Origin of the sequence: Prevotella brunnea, assembly GCF_008016795.1 — a bacterium.
Classification (GTDB): Bacteria; Bacteroidota; Bacteroidia; order Bacteroidales; family Bacteroidaceae; genus Prevotella; species Prevotella brunnea.
The window spans coordinates 52,643-74,593 of record NZ_SDIK01000010.1; the positions used below are offsets into that span (position 1 = coordinate 52,643).

General features: G+C 43.4%; 19 protein-coding genes, 1 tRNA gene and 2 pseudogenes. 7 read left to right on the top strand and 15 right to left on the bottom strand.

Annotated elements, in window-relative coordinates; all coding sequences use genetic code 11:
• Nucleotides 1–490 precede the first annotated feature (490 nt).
• Nucleotides 491–1,525: an endolytic transglycosylase MltG gene (gene mltG, locus ETF27_RS01405; RefSeq protein WP_130828476.1), complete on the bottom strand. Its 1,035-nt coding sequence runs from the start codon at nt 1,523–1,525 to the stop codon at nt 491–493.
• A gap of 206 nt (nt 1,526–1,731) precedes the next feature.
• Here mltG and ETF27_RS01410 point away from each other — a divergent pair, with 206 nt between their 5' ends.
• Nucleotides 1,732–2,376 (top strand): HAD family hydrolase, encoded by a 645-nt coding sequence (locus ETF27_RS01410; protein ID WP_130828475.1) that lies wholly within the window; start codon nt 1,732–1,734, stop codon nt 2,374–2,376.
• 64 nt (nt 2,377–2,440) lie between these two features.
• Here the strand turns inward: ETF27_RS01410 and ETF27_RS01415 are convergent, their stop codons facing one another.
• The 11 genes from ETF27_RS01415 to xpt form a co-directional block, all read right to left on the bottom strand.
• A complete protein-coding gene (locus tag ETF27_RS01415) occupies nt 2,441–3,046 on the bottom strand; it encodes a riboflavin synthase (protein ID WP_130828474.1) in 606 nt (201 codons plus the stop codon).
• Between the two features lie 355 nt (nt 3,047–3,401).
• Entirely contained in the window at nt 3,402–4,760 is a 1,359-nt protein-coding gene (lpdA, locus tag ETF27_RS01420; protein WP_130828473.1) for a dihydrolipoyl dehydrogenase, read from the bottom strand.
• Nucleotides 4,761–4,785: 25 nt separating this feature from the next.
• The gene (gene gcvPB / locus ETF27_RS01425) at nt 4,786–6,261 is read right to left on the bottom strand and encodes an aminomethyl-transferring glycine dehydrogenase subunit GcvPB (RefSeq protein ID WP_130828472.1); all 1,476 of its coding nucleotides are present in this window, start codon (nt 6,259–6,261) and stop codon (nt 4,786–4,788) included.
• Nucleotides 6,262–6,310: 49 nt separating this feature from the next.
• The gene (gcvPA, locus tag ETF27_RS01430; RefSeq protein WP_130828471.1) at nt 6,311–7,621 is read right to left on the bottom strand and encodes an aminomethyl-transferring glycine dehydrogenase subunit GcvPA; all 1,311 of its coding nucleotides are present in this window, start codon (nt 7,619–7,621) and stop codon (nt 6,311–6,313) included.
• A 117-nt stretch (nt 7,622–7,738) separates the two neighbouring features.
• Nucleotides 7,739–8,119 carry a glycine cleavage system protein GcvH gene (gcvH, locus tag ETF27_RS01435; RefSeq protein WP_130828470.1) on the bottom strand — a complete coding sequence of 127 codons (381 nt, stop codon included), beginning with the start codon at nt 8,117–8,119 and terminating at the stop codon, nt 7,739–7,741.
• Nucleotides 8,120–8,199: 80 nt separating this feature from the next.
• The gene (gcvT, locus tag ETF27_RS01440) at nt 8,200–9,285 is read right to left on the bottom strand and encodes a glycine cleavage system aminomethyltransferase GcvT (RefSeq protein WP_130828469.1); all 1,086 of its coding nucleotides are present in this window, start codon (nt 9,283–9,285) and stop codon (nt 8,200–8,202) included.
• A gap of 584 nt (nt 9,286–9,869) precedes the next feature.
• Nucleotides 9,870–10,982: an energy transducer TonB gene (locus tag ETF27_RS01445; RefSeq protein ID WP_130828468.1), complete on the bottom strand. Its 1,113-nt coding sequence runs from the start codon at nt 10,980–10,982 to the stop codon at nt 9,870–9,872.
• Nucleotides 10,983–10,994: 12 nt separating this feature from the next.
• Nucleotides 10,995–11,519, bottom strand: a complete 525-nt coding sequence (locus ETF27_RS01450) for a DUF4251 domain-containing protein (RefSeq protein WP_130828467.1) — start codon at nt 11,517–11,519, stop codon at nt 10,995–10,997.
• A gap of 55 nt (nt 11,520–11,574) precedes the next feature.
• Nucleotides 11,575–12,078, bottom strand: a complete 504-nt coding sequence (locus ETF27_RS01455) for a hypothetical protein (protein WP_130828466.1) — start codon at nt 12,076–12,078, stop codon at nt 11,575–11,577.
• A gap of 105 nt (nt 12,079–12,183) precedes the next feature.
• Nucleotides 12,184–13,527, bottom strand: coding sequence for a nucleobase:cation symporter-2 family protein (locus ETF27_RS01460; RefSeq protein ID WP_130828465.1), 1,344 nt, complete (start codon nt 13,525–13,527; stop codon nt 12,184–12,186).
• Between the two features lie 6 nt (nt 13,528–13,533).
• Nucleotides 13,534–14,103 (bottom strand): xanthine phosphoribosyltransferase, encoded by a 570-nt coding sequence (gene xpt, locus ETF27_RS01465; protein WP_130828464.1) that lies wholly within the window; start codon nt 14,101–14,103, stop codon nt 13,534–13,536.
• Between the two features lie 254 nt (nt 14,104–14,357).
• Between xpt and ETF27_RS01470 the strand changes: the two genes are divergently transcribed.
• On the top strand, nt 14,358–16,430 hold the full coding sequence (locus ETF27_RS01470; RefSeq protein ID WP_130828463.1) for a TonB-dependent receptor: 2,073 nt from the start codon (nt 14,358–14,360) through the stop codon (nt 16,428–16,430).
• A gap of 83 nt (nt 16,431–16,513) precedes the next feature.
• On the opposite strand, the gene ETF27_RS01475 is transcribed toward ETF27_RS01470, so the two are convergent.
• Entirely contained in the window at nt 16,514–17,428 is a 915-nt protein-coding gene (locus ETF27_RS01475; protein WP_130828462.1) for a Cbp1 family collagen-binding glycoprotein adhesin, read from the bottom strand.
• Between the two features lie 50 nt (nt 17,429–17,478).
• The gene (gene rsmI / locus ETF27_RS01480) at nt 17,479–18,192 is read right to left on the bottom strand and encodes a 16S rRNA (cytidine(1402)-2'-O)-methyltransferase (protein ID WP_130828461.1); all 714 of its coding nucleotides are present in this window, start codon (nt 18,190–18,192) and stop codon (nt 17,479–17,481) included.
• 286 nt (nt 18,193–18,478) lie between these two features.
• On the opposite strand from rsmI, the gene ETF27_RS01485 reads away from it, so the two are divergent.
• The 3 genes from ETF27_RS01485 to ETF27_RS01495 all read left to right on the top strand — a co-directional run bounded on the left by ETF27_RS01485 (nt 18,479) and on the right by ETF27_RS01495 (nt 20,452).
• Entirely contained in the window at nt 18,479–19,081 is a 603-nt protein-coding gene (locus ETF27_RS01485; RefSeq protein ID WP_130828460.1) for a thymidine kinase, read from the top strand.
• 46 nt (nt 19,082–19,127) lie between these two features.
• On the top strand, nt 19,128–20,237 hold the full coding sequence (locus ETF27_RS01490; protein ID WP_130828459.1) for an AI-2E family transporter: 1,110 nt from the start codon (nt 19,128–19,130) through the stop codon (nt 20,235–20,237).
• A gap of 142 nt (nt 20,238–20,379) precedes the next feature.
• A tRNA-Lys gene (locus ETF27_RS01495) sits at nt 20,380–20,452 on the top strand.
• 317 nt (nt 20,453–20,769) lie between these two features.
• Here the strand turns inward: ETF27_RS01495 and ETF27_RS01500 are convergent.
• Nucleotides 20,770–21,336, bottom strand: coding sequence for a hypothetical protein (locus tag ETF27_RS01500; RefSeq protein WP_130828458.1), 567 nt, complete (start codon nt 21,334–21,336; stop codon nt 20,770–20,772).
• Between the two features lie 109 nt (nt 21,337–21,445).
• On the opposite strand from ETF27_RS01500, the pseudogene ETF27_RS11730 reads away from it, so the two are divergent.
• Nucleotides 21,446–21,592: pseudogene (locus ETF27_RS11730) on the top strand (IS982 family transposase); the annotation flags it as partial.
• A 173-nt stretch (nt 21,593–21,765) separates the two neighbouring features.
• A pseudogene (locus ETF27_RS01505) lies at nt 21,766–21,951 on the top strand (IS5/IS1182 family transposase); the annotation flags it as partial.

Here is a 21,951-nt window from a genome sequence, read left to right on the forward strand (position 1 = left end):
CAAGGACAAATCATGTGTTTGCCCGCACGCCAAAGAAACAAGAAATGGCTTCTTGCCAACACATGGGAAGTTTCATCGGACAAGAAATCCCATTCTATCCAATAGTGTCCTAAATATTTTTTTCGAAAACTCACGAAACATCTCATAATTCATAAGACTTGACGTGTTTTCTCTCTCATCATATATGGCGTATGTCTCCAATTCGTATTCAGGTGGTGTATGGCAGACGCTTGATAGCGAACATTCGACCTGCCCGGAACCATGAAATTATATTACAAAAACCATATTGAGGACATACTTTGTAATCTACTGATAATCAGGATGATATTAATTATGAATTAAAAGCTTAGCTTTTGCATTCCAATTCATGACCTTTTGCACTGCAAAAGGTAAGCTTTTGGAAAGTGAAAGCTAAGCTTTGGGTGGATGAATGAAGAATATTTAGGACATTATTGCATTCCATCAGGGCTTAACCTGCGCCACACTCTCCCTATTCTATTCCTCTTTCGGTCAATGCTTTCGCATATTTCCGCGCATTATCGAGATGCTCTTGATAAGTTTTCGCGAAGTTATGCGTACCACTGAAATCTTCTTTTGCACACATGTAAAGATAGTCGTGATGCACAAAGTTCAATACGGCATCAATGGCAGCCACGGATGGAATGCGAATAGGACCTGGAGGAAGTCCGTGATATTTATAGGTATTGTACGGACTGTCATAACTCAACCATTTATGATAGATGCGATGGGCTTCAAATTTTTGAAGCGCGAACTTTACAGTCGGGTCAGCTTGCAACGGCATATCTGCTCGCAGACGGTTGATATACATTCCGGCTATCTTCGGCATTTCCCCTTCATTGTCCGTTTCTTCGTCAACAATGCTGGCAAGTGTCATTACCTCCTCTTTGCTGAAACCGATGACGTTGGCTTTCTGTGTTCGTTCAAACGACCAAAACTTCTTGTTCTCCTCCTGCATCTTCTCAAGAAACATTCCCACCGTTGTGTTCCAATAGAGTTCGTAGGTATTCGGAATGAACATGGCTACAACAGTATTCGGCGTATAACCATATTTCTTGCAAAAGTCGGATGAGTTTAGACTGTCAAGGAATTCACCTTTCGTAAACATGAGCTTCGCGCATACGTTTTTCGCCAAATCCTCCTTGGTTCTTACCGATTGTAAAGTCAGAGAAACAGGTGCCTGACTTCCATTCCTGAGATGCCGGAAGGTTTGCAATGCTCCGGAGGAACCGATGAGATAGCGTCCGGTACGCACATGATCACCATAGGATGTGAACTTTGCCAACTGCTTAAAAGTCCACAAACCATGTCGGGTGGAGAGTGGTTCAAGCTTTTTATAGACGGAGTCGATGTTGTCGTTTTCGTCAATGAGCAAATATTGCTTATCTCCCGTCTTCGACATAGAGGAGAAAAACAAGAAGTAGATAACCAATAAAAGAACGAATGTAACGCCACTCACAATCTTGAGCAACTTGCGATTTTTGGTTTTGCGTTTCGACTTTGCCATGTTGATAGATTTAATGAGTGCAAAGGTACGCAATTTGTATCGAACGCCTTTAGAACATTGACGAAAAAGATTTGCGTTTTTTGATTTTTAATATTGAGGGTGGCATTATTTATCATATACTTTGTAAATTTGCACTCGTAAGAAATGACAGTCTGCCTGCATTACAAGTAATATGCCGGCTTAACGATGATAAAAATACAATTAGAATGAGAGATTTTGAAACCTATGTTTTTGATTTGGACGGAACTTTGCTGGAAACTCTTAACGACTTGGCAGCAAGTACAAATTACGCATTAAGGACCTGTCAGATGCCGGAACATTCGGTAGAAGAGGTTAGAATGTTTGTGGGCAACGGTGTGAAAAAGCTCATGGAGAGAGCCGTTCCCGATGGAAAGGAGAACCCGATGTTTGAGAAAGTGCTCAGCTTGTTTCGAAGTCATTATCTTGAACATAATTTGGACACAACTCAACCTTACAACGGCATACCGGAACTGCTGAGCGAACTGAATAAAAGAGGAAAGAAACTTGCCATAGTCAGCAATAAGTTTGATGCCGCCACAAAAGATCTCGCGAAGCATTTCTTTGCAGACACAATAGAAGTGGCAATAGGCGAACGAGAAAACATAAGAAAGAAACCGGCTCCAGACACGGTACTTGAAGCATTGCGACAACTTGGCGCATCGAAATCCGGTGCTGTATATATAGGGGATAGTGATGTTGATATTATGACTGCCAAGAATAGTGGATTACCCTGTGCCAGTGTGCTTTGGGGGTTTCGTGATAAAGACTTCCTTATACGCCATGGGGCAACATTTTTCGCAGAGAAGCCTGAAGATTTACTGCCCGATTGACCATAAGAAAACGAGTTGTCAGGGAATTATTCCCAACAACTCGTTTTCAATTGTTTGTTTTATGTTACTTCGCAAGACTGTTGAGCCGTGCTATGTATTTCCCGAGAATATCAAATTCGATATTAACCATCGTTCCCAACTCAATATCCGCGAAATTGGTGTTTTCCAATGTATAAGGAATGATTGCTACTTTGAAGGTGTTCGCAGTAGGTTCACAAACCGTCAGCGAGACTCCGTTCACCGTAACCGACCCTTTATCAACCGTAAAATAGCCACGCCGCGCCATTTGCTTGTCAGCCTTGTATTCAAACGTGAAATAAGTACTGCCGTCAGCATTTTGCTTGTCGATACATTTTGCGGTTTCATCCACATGTCCTTGCACAATGTGTCCGTCGAGTCGCCCATTCATCAGCATCGACCGCTCCACATTAACCCTGTCACCTACTTTCAGAAGTCCGAGATTCGACCTCTCGAGTGTTTCTTTCATCGCGGTAACGGTGTAAGTATCATCCTTTAGCCGCACAACTGTAAGGCAAACGCCGTTGTGCGCGATGCTTTGATCGATTTTCAACTCATTTGTAAACGAGCACTTAAGGGTAAAATCAATATTTTCCTGATAACGGTCAATGGCAACTACCTGTGCCATTTCTTCCACAATACCTGAGAACATAATTAAAAATTATTTGTTTCGAGTCATAAAAGACCCATTCCTATTCAATAATGAAGGGTGGGGTTCGTTTTATGCCCCACCCTTTTGCCTCTCGAAAGAGAGAAGTTTGAAAAGTCGTATCGATGATGTGATGAAAAGTCCGAGTATCTATGATAAGAGAGTTCTCTGTCTTTGTAATCCACCGACCTTGCGGTTTAGCCGTAGAAATACGATTAATGTGGCCCGCCATCAACAAGAGAAGTCATCTCGGTTTTCTGATTTATTTGATGACTATCCCGATCAAATCGATACGACTCATACGTTGTCCTTTCAAATGCAAAGATAACACATTTTTTTTATGTGCCAAATTTTTCACTTAATTTATCGCATCTAAAAGTATCTCTCCAAGAGTTGGATGGATATGAATGATGTCGCGAAGATCATTCAGAGTGGCATCGTGATTCATCAACACTGCCACCTCTTGCGTCATGTCAGCAGAATGTGCACCAAAAACATGGCAACCGATAATCTTTCCATTCTCATCCGCGATAACTTTCAGCAGACCTTCCGTCTCTTCCATTGCCAACGCCTTTCCATTGGAGCGATAGAATCCTTTCTTTACGGTACACTTCATACCGGCTTTCTTGCAAGCATCTTCCGACATTCCCACCGATCCGGCTTCCGGATAGGTGAATACGGCTGCCGGCATGATGTCGAAACGGATTTTGTCGGTCTTGTTCAATATCTTATTGATGACACGCATACCTTGGAAACTTGCCGCATGAGCCAACATCTGCTTTCCATTTACATCACCGATGGCATAAACTCCGGGAACATTCGTCTCGTAGTTCTCATTGGTTTCGATACCTTGCTTGATGCAGTTGATGCCCGCAGTTTCCAATCCCAATCCTTCAACGTTGGCAGCTCGCCCGGTAGCGATGAGCACAACATCTGCAGTTACCTGCTTATCCTGACCTTTCTGATTGAAACTGATGACAACCTGTTTCTGATCGGCTGTAGGCTCAATGGCTGTTACACCGCTCTGAAGATTGAAAGAGATGCCTCTTTTCTCCATGTTTTTGCGAAGTCGTTTCGCGATGTCTGAGTCCATAGTTGGCAGACACTCTTTCAGGAATTCGATAACGGTAACAGAACTACCGAAAGTCTCAAACGCTGAAGCAAGTTCCAACCCGATAACGCCTGCCCCGATAATAGCCATCGAATTCGGAACATGACTTATGTCTAACAACTCGGTGGAAGTCATAATCTTGTCTTTCAGTGTGGCTCCTTCCGGAGAGTCGAGATTGGGAATAAACGGTAACATACGAGCGTGAGAGCCGGTAGCGATGATAATGTTATCGGCTGTCATTTGCGTATTATTCACCTCTATCACCTTCTTATCCACAAACTTTGCCTCACCTTCTATGTAAGTAATTCCCGGTTGGGAGAGTAACCCCTTTACACCTTCCCGAAGTTGATTAATCACCGCAGTCTTACGTTGCTGAATGCGATCGAAGTTCACGTGTCCGCCACCAACACATGAAAGCAGCGGATTACGATACAAATCGGCATCATGAGCAAAGCTCTTGGTGGGGATACACCCTTCATTGAGGCAAGTACCACCGGGATGTTTCTTTTCGATGATGGTTACTTTGAGTCCTTCTTTTGCCGCGTGAACGGCTGTATGATAACCACCGGGTCCCGCACCAATGATTATTAAATCGGTCTTTTCCATAATTGATTAGTCTTATAGGTACAAATTACTTCTTGAGAGCCTGACGATAGTTGAGGATTGGCTCTTTAGCCGCCAGCACATCGTCAACGCGTCCGATAGGAGTGTTGTGCGGTGCTTCCTTCACTTCATTCGGCATTTCCAACGCCTCTTTAGCGATGACACGCATCACGTTGATGAAACCGTCAATTGTCTTCTTGCTCTCGTTTTCCGTTGGCTCAATCATCATTGCTTCATGGAAAAGAAGTGGGAAGTAGATGGTCGGAGCGTGGAAGCCATAGTCAAGCAAACGCTTGGCAACATCCATGGTGGTTACACCCGTGCTCTTATCTTTCAATCCATCGAATACGAACTCGTGCATACAAGTTTGAGCGATTGGCAATTCATAGACATCCTTCAAGCTCTCTTTAATGTAGTTCGCGTTCAAGGTGGCATAAGGTCCTACCCACTTAATGTTTTCCTTACCCAAAGTCAAGATATAGGTATAAGCACGCAAGATAGTAAGGAAATTGCCCATATATGGACCCACATGAATATTTTCGGTTGTGAAGTCGCTTCCATGTTCCGGCAAAACGACATCAAACCCTTTGTCAGTCTTGATGACATGAGGCTTCGGCAAGAATGGAACCAAGTCTTTACGCACTCCGACAGGTCCATCGCCGGGTCCGCCACCTCCATGAGGAGTTGAGAAAGTCTTATGAAGATTGATGTGCATTACATCGAATCCCATATCACCCGGTCGAGCAACACCGAGTAATGGGTTAAGATTGGCACCGTCATAATACATCAAGCCACCATTCTCATGTACCAACTTTGCGATTTCAGGTATTTCTTTTTCAAAGAGTCCCAATGTATTTGGATTGGTCATCATCATACCCGCGATATCATCGCCAAGCAAAGGCTTCAGATCCTCTACATCTACAAGTCCTTCAGATGTGCTCTTCACTTCCACAATTTCAAGTCCACACACCGCAGCAGATGCCGGATTGGTTCCGTGTGCGGAGTCCGGAATGATTACTTTGGTACGTTTGTTATCGCCACGGCTCTGATGATAAGAACTAATAATCATCAATCCCGTCAATTCGCCGTGCGCTCCCGCATAAGGGTTGAGTGTGAAATCGTACAAACCGGAGATGCTTGCCAGAGCCTGCTGAAGGTTGTATTCCACCTCCAAAGCTCCCTGCACCGTAGAGAGCGGTTGCAATGGGTGTATTTCCGTGAATGCCGGCATAGCGGCCATTTCTTCATTGATAACCGGGTTGTATTTCATCGTGCAAGAGCCCAAAGGATAGAATCCATTCGCCACGCCGAAGTTGTTGCCGCTGTGGTTTGTGTAATGTCTGACCACCGTTAGTTCGTCGCATTCGGGGAGTTCAGCGTCTTTCTCGCGCTTCAGGTTGTCCGGTACATCATAGTTTCCAAATTCGTTTTTAGGTAGGCTGTAAGCTTTTCGACCGGGTTGAGAAAGCTCAAATATCAAATTGCCGTATAATCTATTGTTCATTTCTTCAATAATTTAATGTTTTACTAAAACTTTGATTAAGGTTTGATGCTTAAAGTAAAGCCACGAGTGCTTCTATTTCATCCTTTGTACGCTTTTCGGTAACTGCGATGAGAAGTTGATCTTTCCCGACTTTTACGCCCGGTAACATTCCTTTCTCAATAGCCTTGTCATAGAATGCATCGCGATTATCAATCTTAACCAAGAATTCATTGAAGAATGGTTGTTTGTAAACCAGCTGTGCCTTTCCGGTAGCTTTCATCTTGTCACATAGATAGTGAGCACCGTCAAAGCTAATTTTTGCAGCTTCTTTCACTCCTTCTTTACCCATGAGCGACATATAGATGGTAACAAAGAGAGCCATCAAGCTCTGATTGGAGCATATATTCGATGTGGCTTTCTGGCGACGAATGTGTTGTTCCCGAGCTTGCAACGTAAGGGCGAAAACGCGTTGTCCCCGAGTATCCTTTGTCTGTCCCACGATGCGTCCCGGCATCTTACGCATCAACTTTTGAGTCGTACACATATAACCCGCGTAAGGACCGCCAAATGCCAATGGCAAGCCAAGGCTCTGAACATCGCCTACGGCAATGTCCGCGCCCCATTCTCCGGGAGTTTTCAACAAGGCAAGGTCGGCAGCTACGCTATTTACAATGAACAACGCCTTATCTTTATGGCAAATGTCGGCGAAGCCCGTGAAATCTTCTGTTATCCCATAATAGTTGGGTTGCTGAACAATGACTCCTGCAACTCCTCCTTCTGCCATCTTCTCCTGCAAATCTTTTGAGCAAGTTACTCCTTCGTTGCTTTTGATAGAAACAAGGTTTACGTTCTGGAAATGAGCGTAAGTCTTGAGAACATCAACTATCTTCGGATCGATTGTCTCAGAGTACAACACCGTATTTTTCTTGCTTGAAGCCGCATTTGCCAAGAGCATGGCTTCAGCCGTAGCCGTAGAGCCATCGTACATGGAAGCGTTCGCCACATCCATGTTTGTCAATTCTGCAATCATGCTTTGGAACTCGAAGATGTAGTGCAACGTACCTTGCGAGATTTCAGCCTGATAAGGAGTATAAGATGTCAGGAATTCAGAACGTCCGATGATACTTGGAATTACGCTTGGCGTGTAATGGTCGTATGCCCCCGCTCCCGCGAAGCAAGTCATCATCTTGTTTTTGTTACCCAATTCATTGAAGAATTTTCTTATTTCCAGTTCGCTCTTTGCTTCAGGCAGGTCATATTCACCCTTGAAGCGCAAAGCCTCAGGAATATTAGCAAAGAGGTCGTTGATGCTTTTCACACCAATCTTTTTTAGCATTTCCTGCGTTTCTTCTTCTGTATGTGGAAAGAATTTGAAATTCATGTCTCTCTGTCTTTAAAGTATGGTTAGATTTTCATAAAAGTAAATAGCTGCTTTCTTCCACAAAATTACTTTGAGAAGGGAAAACAGCTATAAACCCTGAATCGTGTTGTTTATTAACTATTTTGCGCAGAACTCTTCGTAAGCTTTTGCATTCATGAGATCATCCAATTCTGCTTTATCCGTAAGCTCCACTTTAACAATCCAATTGGTATATGGATCTTTATTGAGCAGTTCCGGCTCGTCTTCAAGTGCCTCGTTTACCTCAAGGATTTTGCAAGATACCGGTGCGTTGAGGTCGGATGCCGCCTTTACGCTCTCTACTGCGCCAAAGCCCTCTTCCTTTTCAAATTCATCGTCAGCATCAGGCATATCCACATATACTACATTACCCAGCGCATGCTGTGCATAGTCCGTGATACCGATATAAGCGCAATCGCCCTCAACTTTTACATACTCGTGAGACTCTGCGTAAAAGAGTCCGTCAATAACTTTTGCCATTTTATTCTATTATTTTTTATTGGTTTGTCGTTATTAAGAGGAGGGGAAGACAATGTTTCTCCTCCTTTCATATCAAAATATTATTTCTTATAATGTGGGTCGTAAAATTTTTTCTTTCCCACTGTTGCGGGGAAGAACTTCTTACGGATTTGTACTTCCACGCGATCATCCAACTTAACGTCAGCATCGCACAAGGCTACTGCGCAGCTCTTTTCCACGGAGATGAGTTTATAACCGGTAGTGATTTCTCCAACCTCTTTGCCATCTTTGAACACCTTGTAGCCGTTTCTTGGAATGGCATTGTCGTCGAGCCAGATACCGCGCAAGCGTTTTGCCGGTCCTTCGGTTTTTTGTTTCAAAAGAGCTTCCTTACCGATAAAGTTCTCTTTATCGAACTTCACGAACATTGACAGCCCTGCCATTACCGGAGTGATGGTTTCGGAAAGTTCATGTCCGTAAAGTGGCATACCGGCTTCAAAGCGAAGTGTATCGCGACAGCCGAGCCCACAAGGAGTTACGCCGGCATCCATAAGCTGATCCCAAACCTTGCAGATGAAGTTCGGTGAACCATAAAGTTCAAAGCCGTCCTCACCTGTATAGCCTGTACGCGAAATGATGATGTCCTCACCATCCTTAGTGAGCGTTTTCACCTCATAGAACTTCAAATCAGAGCATGGTATGCCCAACTTTCCCTCAATAATCTTCTCGGCTTCCGGTCCTTGGATGGCGAGAAGCGCGTAATCATCGCTGGCAAAAGTAATGTCCACATCGAAGCCTTCGGAATTATTCTTAATCCATTGGCTGTCTTTCTCGATATTGGCGGCATTGACGGTCATGATGAAACGGTTCTCACCGATTTTGCAGATACAAGTGTCATCCACCACTCCGCCATCAGGCATACAGAACATACCATAGAGCACTTTGCCCACAGCCAATCCTGACACATCGTTCGTGAAAATATAATTGATATACTTTTCTGCTTCGTTTCCCGAGATGATAATCTCACCCATGTGGGAAACATCGAAGACTCCGCAATGCTGTCTTACAGCGTTGTGCTCATCGATAATACTTGAATACTGAATAGGCATATCAAAGCCACCAAAAGGTGAAATCAATGCCCCTAATGCTACATGCTTGTCATAAAGGCATGTTCTTTTGCTTTCCATATTTGTAGGTTTTTATATTTGTTTCTTCGTATTTAGGTTTATTTGCTTGCAAATATAATAAAGAATTTTGTAAAGCACAAAAAAATGAAGATTTTTTATCCGTCTATTTAGGTTAAGAATATAAAAGATGGAATAAATTTGGAGCTCTTGTCTGCAAAACACTGCTCTATCCCATGAGAATAAAGAGTCGGAGAGGATGCCGGTCAAAGACAGACAACGACCAATGTTTACAATCCAAGCAGGACGCGTTATTAACTTTTCTCTCCGCGAAAAAACAACGAAGAAGACGCAAGAAAATCATCTCCAAACAAGGGCGCATAACTCACTGTGGAAGAGCGTAATACAGAAACGGTTTTAAAAGCTCACCTTTTGCATTCCAAAAGCTTAGCTTTTGACCTGCGAAAGCTTAGCTTTTGGAATGCAAAAGGTAAGCTATTGGAAAACAGACCTGACTTTCTTCAACGAGAAATGCCGAAAGTGCCTGTAAAATTCTTGCCCGAAACCAATGGAACGGTCATTCTTTCGCCTCTCATCCCGATGCAAAGTAATCCCGGCGTTTTCGTATTACTTGCTGTCCTCAAGTTTTATTTCAACATAAACGGATATACCACTCTCGAACGAACCGCTTTCCCGTCAAGAATGGCAGGTTTCCACTTGGGCATTACTCTCAAGGTTGCAATCAAACAATGATTTATCTTTGCGTAAACAGGGGAGAGAATTGTAAAATCGGAAAGGTTTCCTTTCTCATCGACAATAAAACTCACTATGACACGATCGGGCAACACTTCCCCTTCTTCAGACGTATAAGCGAGATTGTCAGCCAAGAAGCCTGTCATTCGTTTGTTTCCTCCGGGAAAGGAAGCCAAAGAGTCGGGCTTCGGCTCTATTCCGTCATTTGGTCCAAGCAGGTGTTCATCATCTAAGGATGCGTCCGCATGGATTTCCGGTGCAGCGTTCAACCACTTCTTAAACTTCTTCGTCAATACGGGCTGAAGCATCTCCATCGTAAGTACGGAATAGCTGTATCGCTCGGTTGAACCTTGAATGGTGAGATAAAGTGCATCGTTTTTCAGATAAAACTCATTAGGAACGGCATCGAGCCATAACTCTCCGGTTTCCATCGGGTCAATCACCATGTATTGCTTTAAGGCTTCTTCAAATACATATCGCCAATCCACATCATTCCAAGTGCGGTACTTATTGAAAACGTCTTCTTGCTCCAATATTTTTTTATTGATGAGGTCGAAAGTGAAATACCGCGATTTGGTGGAAGTAACGGCTGTGGCGTTTCTTTCTTGCGTCCATGCTTGGAAAGAAATATACTTGCCAATTCTGTAATCAAGTATTTTTAAGCGAATGTCTTTATTATGAATTTCCAAGTCATCCTCAACCGGCATGTCATGGATTTCCTCTCCGCTTGCTTGAGTCAAAGTCTGCCAACCCGATGAAAATGATGTCGCTTCGTTCCCAAAAAGGAACGATGTGAGATAACGCTGTAGTTCCTCAACCTTTGAATAATCCACCACTTTCGGCCATTCTGTGTCCAACGCTATTAAGGAAAGTTGATTGCCGTTCCGGAACAGATGTCTCTCTGATTGATAAGCTACGGCATTGCCGGAAGCAATAGTTCCTGTCGCTTGTGGGAAAGCCAAGATGCTTACCAACAGGGACAGGAACAATAATTTTATTTTTCTCATCTTAAGGTACATTTACTCTGTCTTCATTCGAATCGCGTCATTCAACTGCATTTCGCCGAGATATCGAATGAGCTCTCTGTTGGAGGAATTTACTTGCAAATCGGTCTGACCATTTGCATAAACTTCCATGGTAATGGTGCAGTGTTCGATGCCGGAACCGGTCTGCATTTTAATTCTTACGCCTTTTTTTGTTATTTCTTCTTGATATGTTTCCAGCGGAGCGATGAAATGCAAACCCATTCTCCGGTCGAAAGGAACTTGATAAATCCTGCCGAAATAAGGCAGAAACAGCCCGATGGAATCGCCACTTACCTCAATGCCCCATGTGTCCATCAACGCGAAAGACGGACCGCACATAGGATAGACTCTATCGACAAAGATGCGATAGCGACGGTCTCGCAAATGTTTGCTCACCGCCATCGACTTCATTTTTTGCAATTGTTCCTTTGACATGGGGTTTCCGGCAGAGTCGTAAACGGTAGTTACACAGCTAAGAAGCACAACCACACTCAACAATAACAAAGCTATTTTTTTCATATCAGCCTCCTTTCCTGTTTTTATTCCTAAATTTCGATATGCGTCCGACAATCCGCTATTCTATTCTTTCCACTCGTGGGGCTTCCAATTTCTCAACGGTAGGTCCTCCGGGATTTGGCGAATTTTGCTTAGCCGCTGACTTAGCCTGACCGGTCGTTATCACTTCCGTTGCTTGATCGGCAGCCGGTACCGGCACAGGTGGCAGTTTTATCTTCGGCATCTTAATGTCTTGCGATCTGTTCTCATCTTTGCCACCTGATGGTTTGCGAGAGGTTTCTGAAGAAGCTCTCATTCGTGCCTCGTCAGCCTTATCCGCATCGGACTGTAAGTCGGTTTTCCGCATATTCATTCCCGGCCACAGATAGTCTCCCACCACATCAAGTGTATCCTGAGCGGCTTTTCTTTGTTCCTCCACCTCGTTATCCTCCTTGGATATATTTGGTTCTTCTTTGACAACAAAGTTATAGAGCACACCCAACACGAAGAGGACTACCAACCCACACAACACCTTGAAACTCAAAGCATGCGTAAGACCGTGTTTCTTTCTCTTTTCTGCCATAGCTCTTTATTTATATATCTGCGCTAACAATTTCTGTCTTTTGCAAAGATAAACATTAAAACACAAATCGTTAAGGATTATCCCCTAAATCTTATCAAAAAGTCTTTATTCTTTAATACGGATAAAGGCATTGGCGAGAATGGCGGTAAGTCCGCCGGTAGTGATTCCGCTTGAGAAAATATTTTTTATCACATCGGGCATCTGGGTCAAAATGTCGGGAACGAGTTCCACGCTCAGTCCCATGGCAAAGCTTATTGCCATGACAAGTACGGCTTTTCTGTTGATTTCAGTCGCGGCGATAATGCGAATGCCGGCAGCGGCTACGGTTCCAAACATCAATAGCGTCGCACCACCGAGCACGCAGTCGGGAATGAGCGAAAAGAGCTGTCCGACGATGGGAAACAAACCCAACAATACGAGCGCGCTCGCGATAAAATACCCGACATAGCGACTGGCTACTCCCGTAAGCTGTATCATTCCATTGTTTTGCGCGAAGATAGAGTTGGGAAAGCTGTTAAAAACAGCGGCAAGAAACGAGTTGAAACCATCCGCGAGAATACCTCCCTGAGCGCGTTTCATAAACACCGGTCCTTCAACGGGCTCCCCGGAAATCAACGAGTTGGCAGTGATGTCTCCGAAAGCCTCAACTGCTGTCACCAAATAAATCAAACCCAAGCCGATAATGGAACCGATATTGAAATTCAGTCCGTATTTGAAGGGGACAGGAATAATGAAATTTCCGGCTTCACTCAAACGAGAGAAATCCATCATCCCCAAGAAATAGGCGATAAAACAGCCGAGAAGTAACCCCAATACGATGGATGCCATACGCAAAAAACGATTGCCCGACCGATTAAAAAACACGATACTCAACAGAACAAGCAATGCCAAACCTAAATTTTGCATGGAACCAAACGACCCGGCATCCATCGCTGCCTGACCACCTCCACAAGAAGTAATCCCGGCTTTTATCAGACACATACCGATTAACGACACAACGATTCCCGAGACCAAGGGAGTTACAATCTTGCGCATATACGGCAATATTCTGCTGACCACCATTTCCACAACGGCAGCTACCATACAAGCTCCGAAAATATAGCTCAACCCCAATTCCATATTCATCTTTCCATTCACCATTCCTAACATACCGGCGCCAATGATGGGGCTGATAAAAGAAAACGAAGTGCCTTGAATGCACAATAGCCCTGCACCTACAGGACCAATGCGCCGGCATTGAATGAAAGTGGCTATACCGGAAACAAACAATGACATGGAAACAAGAAAACCCGTGGTTTCCAAATCAAACTCCAAAGCAGAGCTGATGATGAGCGGAGGAGTTATGATGGCAACAAAAATAGCCAACAAATGTTGAAACGCGGCAAAGAGCGTTTCTCGAATGGGTGGGCGATCGTTTAGTCCGTAGATGAGTTCTTTTGATTGTTCCATGGAGACCTACATTCTGATTTTTATACGACAATCGTTCAAAGAATCGATAATGGCAAGACTTTCACATCGAATACCGGCTTCTTCAATTGCATCGCGCCCATGCTGAAAAGCCTTTTCAATGATAAAGCCCATACCCACAAGTTCCGCTCCGGCTTGCTGACAAAGGTCGATAATGCCTTTGGCGGCATTGCCGTAAGCAAGAAAATCATCCACAAAAAGCACTTTGTCGTTAGGCGTGAGATAATCTTTGGAGATGCAAACTGTATATTCGCGCTGTTTGGTGAACGAGAAAATGGTAGTGGAAAGCATGCCCGACATGGTGGAAGGTTTCTTTTTCTTGGCAAAAACCACCGGCAAATCCAATAGAAAACCCATCATGATGGCAGGTGCAATCCCACTCGCTTCCACCGTTAGAATTTTATTTATATCGGTGGAGGCATAACGCCGAATAAGCTCCACGGCAACCTGTTTCATCAGATTGGGATCCATCTGGTGATTAATAAACTTGTCAACTTTGAGTATTCCCCCTTCATAGCATTTGCCATCTTTGAGAATGCGGTCAATCAATGCTTTCATTGTGTATATTGTTTTGTTTGTCTCGAGATTTTGAAAATAGCGAAAAAGCTCTCCGTCCGCCTTTTTTCGATTATCAGATTGCAAAAGTAAGAAATATTTTTTAATCAGTTTGCTTCCGCCTGATTTATTTTCCTTTTTGAATAAAACACTCTTTATTCCACAGTTTGTATGATATTTTATGTACTTTTGCACCCCGAAAACCTTTACTTCTCTTTGGATGAAGCGCAAAGGTTGTAAATTAATTTATATTTATTATGTACAAACCAATTTTTAACAAGCGCAACGTGCTGAAGTTTATTCACTTCAACAACCACAGCTATTCGCTCTTTTCCGTCATTGGCAAAGAAGTGATTATTGGTGTACTGAGTGTCGCAACACTCCAACATGCTACTGCCAACAGCATTAGCATCGACACGGATCGTATTGACAACGACACGATGGCAACCGATAGAAATGTGGTGCTGGAAGAGGTGAGCGTTACCGGCACGCGTGCGCCGCTGACCGTGAGCCAGCAAGCGAGAATGGTAACTGTACTGAGTCGTGAGAACATACAAACGGCGCCGGTACAAAGTGTAAACGACCTGTTAAAGTATGCCGTGGGCGTGGATGTGCGCCAGAAAGGACCATTGGGGGCTTTGACCGATGTAGGCATACGAGGTGGTAACTCCGAACAAATAACAGTTCTACTTAACGGTATCAATATCGGAGATGCACAGACGGGACACAATACCTTCGATTTCCCGGTAGATATCAGCGAAATAGAACGCGTTGAGATACTCGAAGGTCCGGCAGGAAGAGTTTATGGCACCTCATCGTTATTGGGTGCGATAAACATTGTTACGAGAACTCCACTAAAAACTTCTCTCTCTACACGTATAGAAGGTGGTTCCTATGGTTATCTTAACGTGGGAGCAAGAGCGAACCTTGCAAAAGACAAATGGAACAACCAAATTTCCGGATCTTATATCCGCAGCGATGGCTATCTACGAAACAAGAAAGGCAGCCTCAACGCTGATTATAACGTAGGAAAAGCTTTCTATCAAGGTAATTACAACGATGAACTGATTACCGTGGACTGGCATGCCGGGTTAAGCGTGAAGAACTTTGGGGCCAATACTTTTTACAGCGTAAAATACGATGACCAATTTGAACACACGTTGAAAACGTTTACTGCCGTGCAAGCTGAAAATAAAAAGGGGGTTTTTCATGTCAAACCATCTATTTATTGGAACAGAAGCATGGACAGATTTGAGCTGTTTCGCAACGCTCCCGATAAATATCCTTTCAATTATCATCGAACTGACGTGTATGGAATCAATCTGAACGCTTATTTTGATTGGAGCTTCGGACGCACGGCATTCGGTGCCGAGATGCGCCATGAGGACTTGATAAGCAGCAATCTCGGAGAAAAGCTCTATCGACCACATCGCATACATGGCACGGATAAGGATTATACAAATGGCTTCAACCGAACAAACATGCAATTTGTGTTGGAACATAACTTAATCTTAAACAGATTTACGCTATCCGCAGGCATTATCGCAGTAAAAAATAGTCAGGCAGACATGAGTATGCGGGTCTATCCGGGCATAGATATCTCTTATCGTTTTGGCGATGCTTGGAAACTATACGCATCATACAATACGTCCTTGCGCATGCCATCATTCACCGAACTCTTCTATTCCGTAGGCGGACATAAAGCAAATAAGCATTTGCGCCCGGAAGAACTTTCGGCATTGGAAACCGGAATAAAGTATAACACAGCTCATATAATAGGTAAGGCAAGCATTTTCTATAATCATCAAAAGAATCTCATTGACTGGATATCTGACGGAACATTGGATGAAAACGGAGCAGTACTTTGGAAAAGCGTAAACTTCGGAAAAATAAACACATTGGGTATAGAGGCTTCCATTGATGTAAATATGCTAAACCTGATACCTTCACAGCATATTATAAAAAAGGTTGGAATAGCTTATAGCTTCCTAAATCAAAACGAGAAAGAACACGAAGGACTTGTGAGCAAGTATGTCTTGGAATATCTGAAAAACAAGTTGTGCGCCAATATGCAGCTCAATCTATGGAAAAGGCTTGATTTGGGACTTAACTACAGATTACAACATCGCATGGGCAGCTACATCGACGTGGATAACAATCGACATTCCTATGCCACATACGGTGTATTGGATGCTCGCCTGAGTTGGAGCAATGAGAAATGGACCGCTTATATGGAAGGCAATAATCTGTTAGATTGTAATTACTTGGATTACGGCAATGTGCCACAACCCGGTATTTGGGCAATCGCCGGTTGTGCCATCACACTATAATCTAAAAAGGCAGGGTAACATGTCAATATAACGACACTACCCTGCCTAACTTTTTGATTCTTACGACAATCTATCTTATATATTTACTTTACTTGCACTACCAAATATTTGCTGGTACTCCAGAACGTCTGCGGATCGGAGATGCGAAGAATGTACTGTCCGGTGGCATCTTTCACAAGCGTATAGCTGCTACCCGGGTGAGCAGTAAGCAGTTTAACACTCTTGCTATACAATTTGATTTCGCTGGTCGAGCGAATGTCGATTTTCGTAAAGTAACTCTTGTTGAAGCTACCCTGTAACACTTTTCCATTGTCAAGGATGCGCTGTTCTTTCAACTCATGTTTTGTTCCGAATACATACCATCCAGTATTCAATTGTTTGTCCTGTGTATTGATAGTCTCGCTCTTCTGCCTTGTCTCGTTTTGCAGATTTTGTTTCTCGCTTTCCAAAGAGTGCTTCTCTGTAGTGAGTTTCTCTTTGTCGGTTTTTAAGTTGCTCACATCCGTATTCAAGCCTGTAATGGTCTCATCCAGTTCTTTAATGTGAATATTCTTCGACTCCAATTCCTTACGCAACTGCCGCAGTTCGCTATCTTTCTGTGCAAGCTGTGCCGTCAGTTGCTTGAGTGTCTTGCGCATTTCCTCACCCTTAAAGCCCGTCTCTTGAAGCTGTTGTTCCAACTTCTTAATGAGTTCGCGATTTTCCTTCATGCGTTTCGCAATGAATTGGATGTTTTCCTTAATCTGCGTAGTTTTATCTGCGCCCTCACCATCCTTTGCCAACGTAACGCGATTCTCTGCTGCGTTGATTTCAGCAAATCCTTGCTGAATCATGTTCAACGTAGCCATCATGTCGTTCACCTCGTTGTCGCGAGCATCAATGATGGCGCGCAGGGAGTCATTTTGGATTTCCGCCGGATTGATGGCAGGTTTCTTGTTTTGATTGCATGAAGCTAATGTCATCATGCCACATACCGCAAAAAATAATAGCTTTTTCATAATCCTTTCAATTTTATGTTTCTATTCTGAAGATATATTCTTCTTCACGTTTATTCTATCGCTTTAATTTTTTGTTTATCTATCTTCTTTTTCTTCTCCTTTCCAGCCAAAACGAGGACAAACTCGCCACGGGGTTCCGTCTGCCTGAAATGAGCCACAACTTCTTTCAGCGTCCCTCTCACGCTTTCCTCATGGAGTTTTGATATCTCTCTGCAACAACTCACCTGCCTGTCCTCTCCAAACACTTCGACAAATTGTTCTAACGTTTTAAGAACTCTGTAAGGCGATTCATAAAAAACCATTGTTCGAGCCTCATCCGCCAAACCATCAAGATGAGTTTGCCTGCCTTTTTTTTGTGGAAGAAAGCCCTCAAAGCAAAACCTATCGCAAGGCAATCCGCTGGAAACCAAAGCCGGTATCAACGCTGTGGCACCGGGCAGAGTTTGCACCGTTATCCCGGCGGCTATAGCCTGTCGGGCAAGCAGAAAGCCAGGATCGCTTATTCCCGGAGTGCCGGCATCTGAAATGAGGGCAACCGTTTCACCTGCTTTCATCCGTTCGACAATTCCTAAAGCCGTAGCATGCTCATTGAACTTATGGTGTGCCATCAGACGGTTTCTTATCTCAAAATGTTTCAACAGAATACCCGAAGTACGAGTATCCTCACAGAGCACGAGGTCTGCCTCTTTCAAGATACGGACAGCACGGAAAGTCATATCTTCCATATTTCCCACCGGCGTTGGCACAAGATATAATATACCCATATATGCTGCAAATGTAAAGTAAATCGATGAAAACTCAAAAAAAATTAGGATTTTTTACATGTACAATCGTTTCGCCACACTTCAATAAAAGAAATGCTAAAAAAAGAAAAGTTGGCACAAAATCACACAGTCTGCCTTTGGAGTAAAACCATTACCAAGTTCTTATCATCACATATATCGGCATTACATTTTACGCAAAATTGAAATTTGAACGAAATAACGACAAAGAACTTTTAACTTTTTGAGTAAAACTATTTATCCATTTTTTTTTATCTTTGCAAATACTATGACTGAAATCGACAATTCAAATGGCGAAAGAAGACGACAAGGTCGCATAGAAGTGATTTGCGGAAGTATGTTCTCGGGCAAAACTGAAGAACTCATCCGACGACTGAAACGCGCGAAATTCGCAAGACAAAGGGTGGAGATTTTTAAACCGGCAATCGACACACGCTACTCGGATGAGGATGTGGTAAGCCACGACCAAAATGCCATTCACTCCACACCGATAGACTCATCGGGCAACATTCTATTGTTGTCGGCAAACATAGAGGTAGTGGGAATCGATGAAGCGCAATTCTTGGACGATGGGCTCATTGATGTGTGCAACCAACTGGCAAACAACGGAACGCGTGTTATCATCGCCGGTCTGGACATGGACTTCAAGGGAGTGCCTTTCGGTCCAATCCCGGCTCTTTGCGCCATAGCCGACGAAGTAACAAAGGTGCATGCCATCTGCGTAAAATGTGGAGCATTGGCTTATGGCAGCCATCGATTGATAGCAAACAATCGTAGGGTAATGCTTGGAGAAAAAGAAGAATACGAACCGTTGTGCAGAAACTGCTACCAACAAGCAATACAAGAAGATAAAAAACGACAAGGAGAATAAAGAAACTAACAAATAATTTCAGAAATAGAAACGAACAGAAAACAATATGCAACAACCCATTACATTCGACAAATTCATAAGATGGACCTTGATAGCCCTTGCCATCATCGCCGCATTCTTCATCGTAAAAACACTTTCCGGAGTTCTACTACCCTTCTTCATCGCGTGGCTCTTCGCTTACCTCCTCCATCCCACAGTAAAGTTTGTGCAATTCAAACTTCATGTACCGACGCGTGCGTTGAGCATCATCGCAACCTTCCTTTTCGTGGTGGCAATCATCGCCGGAATATCCTATTTCATCATACCACCACTGATTGAACAATTCGAGAAATTCATAGCCATTGCCACACACTATCTGCAAAGCACATCCGAAACCAACAGCATTTCGGCAGCCATTCAGGAATGGATAAACGAGCACCAAAAAGATATTGAGAAGTTCCTTAATAGCCAAAACTTTACAAAGGCAATTCAAACAGCCATGCCAAAAGTATTTGCCGTGATAGGACAGACTGCCAGCATTATTCTATCAATCATAGCATCGTTTATTACCCTATTGTATTTATTTTTCATCTTGCTCGACTATGAGAAGCTAACTACCAAATGGATAAAAATCTTCCCAAAGAATGTACGCCCATTCTGGACAGGTCTGGCACAAGACGTGGAACGAGAACTCAACAACTACATACGCGGTCAAGGCATGGTATCGCTCATCATGGGCATCCTCTTCGCTATCGGATTTACCATCATCGGATTCCCCATGGCAATCGGTATGGGCATCCTCATTGGCATCCTCAATCTCGTCCCCTATCTCCACACCTTCGCCCTCATCCCCGCAGCGTTGTTAGCACTGCTAAAAGCCGCAGACACAGGACAGAACTTCTGGCTTGTCCTACTATCTGCCATAGCAGTGTTCATCATCGTACAACTCATCTGCGACATGATTGTAACACCCAAAGTCATGGGTAAAGCCATGGGACTCAATCCGGCTATCCTATTACTCTCACTATCCGTATGGGGAGTGCTTTTAGGATTTATCGGTTTGATTGTGGCACTGCCGTTAACAACCCTGCTCATTGCCTATTGGAAACGATACGTTACCAAAGAAACCGATGAAGACAACGCACCGGAATCTCCATCAACCCCATCCGCCAATTAGGAAACAGCCACGAGCTTAACCGAATAAAAGAGGAAAAAAAGAAGATGTCCTTGCTTAAAATTTTAGAAAAAGACAATAAAAAATTTGGAAATACAAAAAAAAGTCCATACCTTTGCACTCGCTTTCGAAAGGAGAGTAGGAAGATCCGCTAGCTCAGCTGGTAGAGCACAACACTTTTAATGTTGGGGTCATGGGTTCGAGCCCCATGCGGATCACAAACGACAAAAGAGGATTTCAGAAACGAAATCCTCTTTTGTCGTTTTTACCCCCCCCTACTGAGCCACTATTGAGTCGATTTCTCGCACAAATGCATTTTTAACTTGGCTTCAGAAGGCATTGACTTCAAAGCCTTGCCCTCTACTCTGCAAGTGATCCAACCTATGCCCATTTAAATGGCTCATCGTTTCAATGGCATTCTTGATAACGTCCTTTCACGCTAGACATCGGCTTTCAAACGAAATGCACAATGGGAAGTGGGTGACAATGGTGGTTATGTGGTGGATGGAGAGTGGAAATTGAAAAGATAGCACTTTTACCACTCCACCTTCAAATCCTTAAACATGACGGATTCTTTATTCTCTCCATTGAGGACTTCAAAGCGCAACAGTTTGATTTCCTTCACCTTGTCTATATCCACATCATTGAAGATGATTCGACCGTTGGTTGGGGTATCTTTGAATATCCTGACCATCACGTCATTACCAACGGTAAGGTTCTCTGTCCTTTTTCGATCTCCGTACAAATCCACATAGGAGGCTTCATATCCAAAAATAACTATATCCACCAATTCACCTGTTGTAGACATCTGGAAGACTGCCGTAATGGTCTTTTCTGCCTTGTTTCCCTTCAGTGAAATCAACTTGTAGGTTACGCCATTGCTGCCTGGTGCCGTCGTGATGGCCTTGCCAAAGTTCATCGCCTTACGCAGATCGACATTCAGCTGTTCCACCTCGCTCACACGCAGGGAAAGACCATTCAGCTGTTGCTGCTGTGCTTCAGTCTTTTGTTTTAACTCTGCAATCTGACTTTCAAGGGTTTGCTGCGCCATCGCTGAAGCCGACAGCATCAAGGCACCTGCAAAAACTAATAGTTTCTTCATAGATGGGATAGTTATGATAATGATCGTTTTATTCTAACGACAAATTTACAACATTTTTCGTACATACGCGAGTTCGGGATAAGAAAAATTCTTAAAAAGTTGGTAATAGGCTGACCTTGTACATTCACGGCATCGATCAATACATAATTTCATCATGAACTTGTGTTCTGCTCTTACAGCCTATTGTTTCTTTGACAATAAGCCGGAGGCACTGCCGGTACACGTAGAGAAATCAAGGCAATTGAAACTTTTCTAAAGATTTTCTTATCCCGAACTCGCGTTACATTTTCTTTTGACAGCTCTAAAAACTATTTAGTCGTTCCTTGAAAAGTAAATAATCTATTGATTATCAATAAAATAACCTTTCTATTATTTGCATATATCTACAAGCTTTTGTATCTTTGCATAGTAAAATCTTGCAAATCAACAATGTATAAATCTCCATACAACACCCATCAGGTATCAATGTTTTGGGACTTGGCATCCATGCTCAATCCCACCCATCCAATGTATAAACTTGCCAATCTGATAAATTGGGAAACCTTTGAGCGTTCCTTTGCCCCCTTGTACTGTAAGGACAACGGACGCATGGCTAAGCCTATCCGCCTGATGGTC

Coding starts and splice junctions, on each gene's coding strand:
- ETF27_RS01470 (WP_130828463.1), top strand. CDS start 14,358: ATGTACAAACCAATTTTTAACAAGCGCAACGTGCTGAAGTTTATTCAC.
- ETF27_RS01415 (WP_130828474.1), bottom strand. CDS start 3,046: ATGTTCTCAGGTATTGTGGAAGAAATGGCACAGGTAGTTGCCATTGAC.
- xpt (WP_130828464.1), bottom strand. CDS start 14,103: ATGAAAGCATTGATTGACCGCATTCTCAAAGATGGCAAATGCTATGAA.
- mltG (WP_130828476.1), bottom strand. CDS start 1,525: ATGGCAAAGTCGAAACGCAAAACCAAAAATCGCAAGTTGCTCAAGATT.
- ETF27_RS01490 (WP_130828459.1), top strand. CDS start 19,128: ATGCAACAACCCATTACATTCGACAAATTCATAAGATGGACCTTGATA.
- ETF27_RS01445 (WP_130828468.1), bottom strand. CDS start 10,982: ATGAGAAAAATAAAATTATTGTTCCTGTCCCTGTTGGTAAGCATCTTG.
- gcvPA (WP_130828471.1), bottom strand. CDS start 7,621: ATGAATTTCAAATTCTTTCCACATACAGAAGAAGAAACGCAGGAAATG.
- ETF27_RS01455 (WP_130828466.1), bottom strand. CDS start 12,078: ATGGCAGAAAAGAGAAAGAAACACGGTCTTACGCATGCTTTGAGTTTC.
- rsmI (WP_130828461.1), bottom strand. CDS start 18,192: ATGGGTATATTATATCTTGTGCCAACGCCGGTGGGAAATATGGAAGAT.
- ETF27_RS01500 (WP_130828458.1), bottom strand. CDS start 21,336: ATGAAGAAACTATTAGTTTTTGCAGGTGCCTTGATGCTGTCGGCTTCA.
- gcvT (WP_130828469.1), bottom strand. CDS start 9,285: ATGGAAAGCAAAAGAACATGCCTTTATGACAAGCATGTAGCATTAGGG.
- gcvH (WP_130828470.1), bottom strand. CDS start 8,119: ATGGCAAAAGTTATTGACGGACTCTTTTACGCAGAGTCTCACGAGTAT.
- ETF27_RS01460 (WP_130828465.1), bottom strand. CDS start 13,527: ATGGAACAATCAAAAGAACTCATCTACGGACTAAACGATCGCCCACCC.
- ETF27_RS01410 (WP_130828475.1), top strand. CDS start 1,732: ATGAGAGATTTTGAAACCTATGTTTTTGATTTGGACGGAACTTTGCTG.
- ETF27_RS01485 (WP_130828460.1), top strand. CDS start 18,479: ATGACTGAAATCGACAATTCAAATGGCGAAAGAAGACGACAAGGTCGC.
- gcvPB (WP_130828472.1), bottom strand. CDS start 6,261: ATGAACAATAGATTATACGGCAATTTGATATTTGAGCTTTCTCAACCC.
- lpdA (WP_130828473.1), bottom strand. CDS start 4,760: ATGGAAAAGACCGATTTAATAATCATTGGTGCGGGACCCGGTGGTTAT.
- ETF27_RS01450 (WP_130828467.1), bottom strand. CDS start 11,519: ATGAAAAAAATAGCTTTGTTATTGTTGAGTGTGGTTGTGCTTCTTAGC.
- ETF27_RS01475 (WP_130828462.1), bottom strand. CDS start 17,428: ATGAAAAAGCTATTATTTTTTGCGGTATGTGGCATGATGACATTAGCT.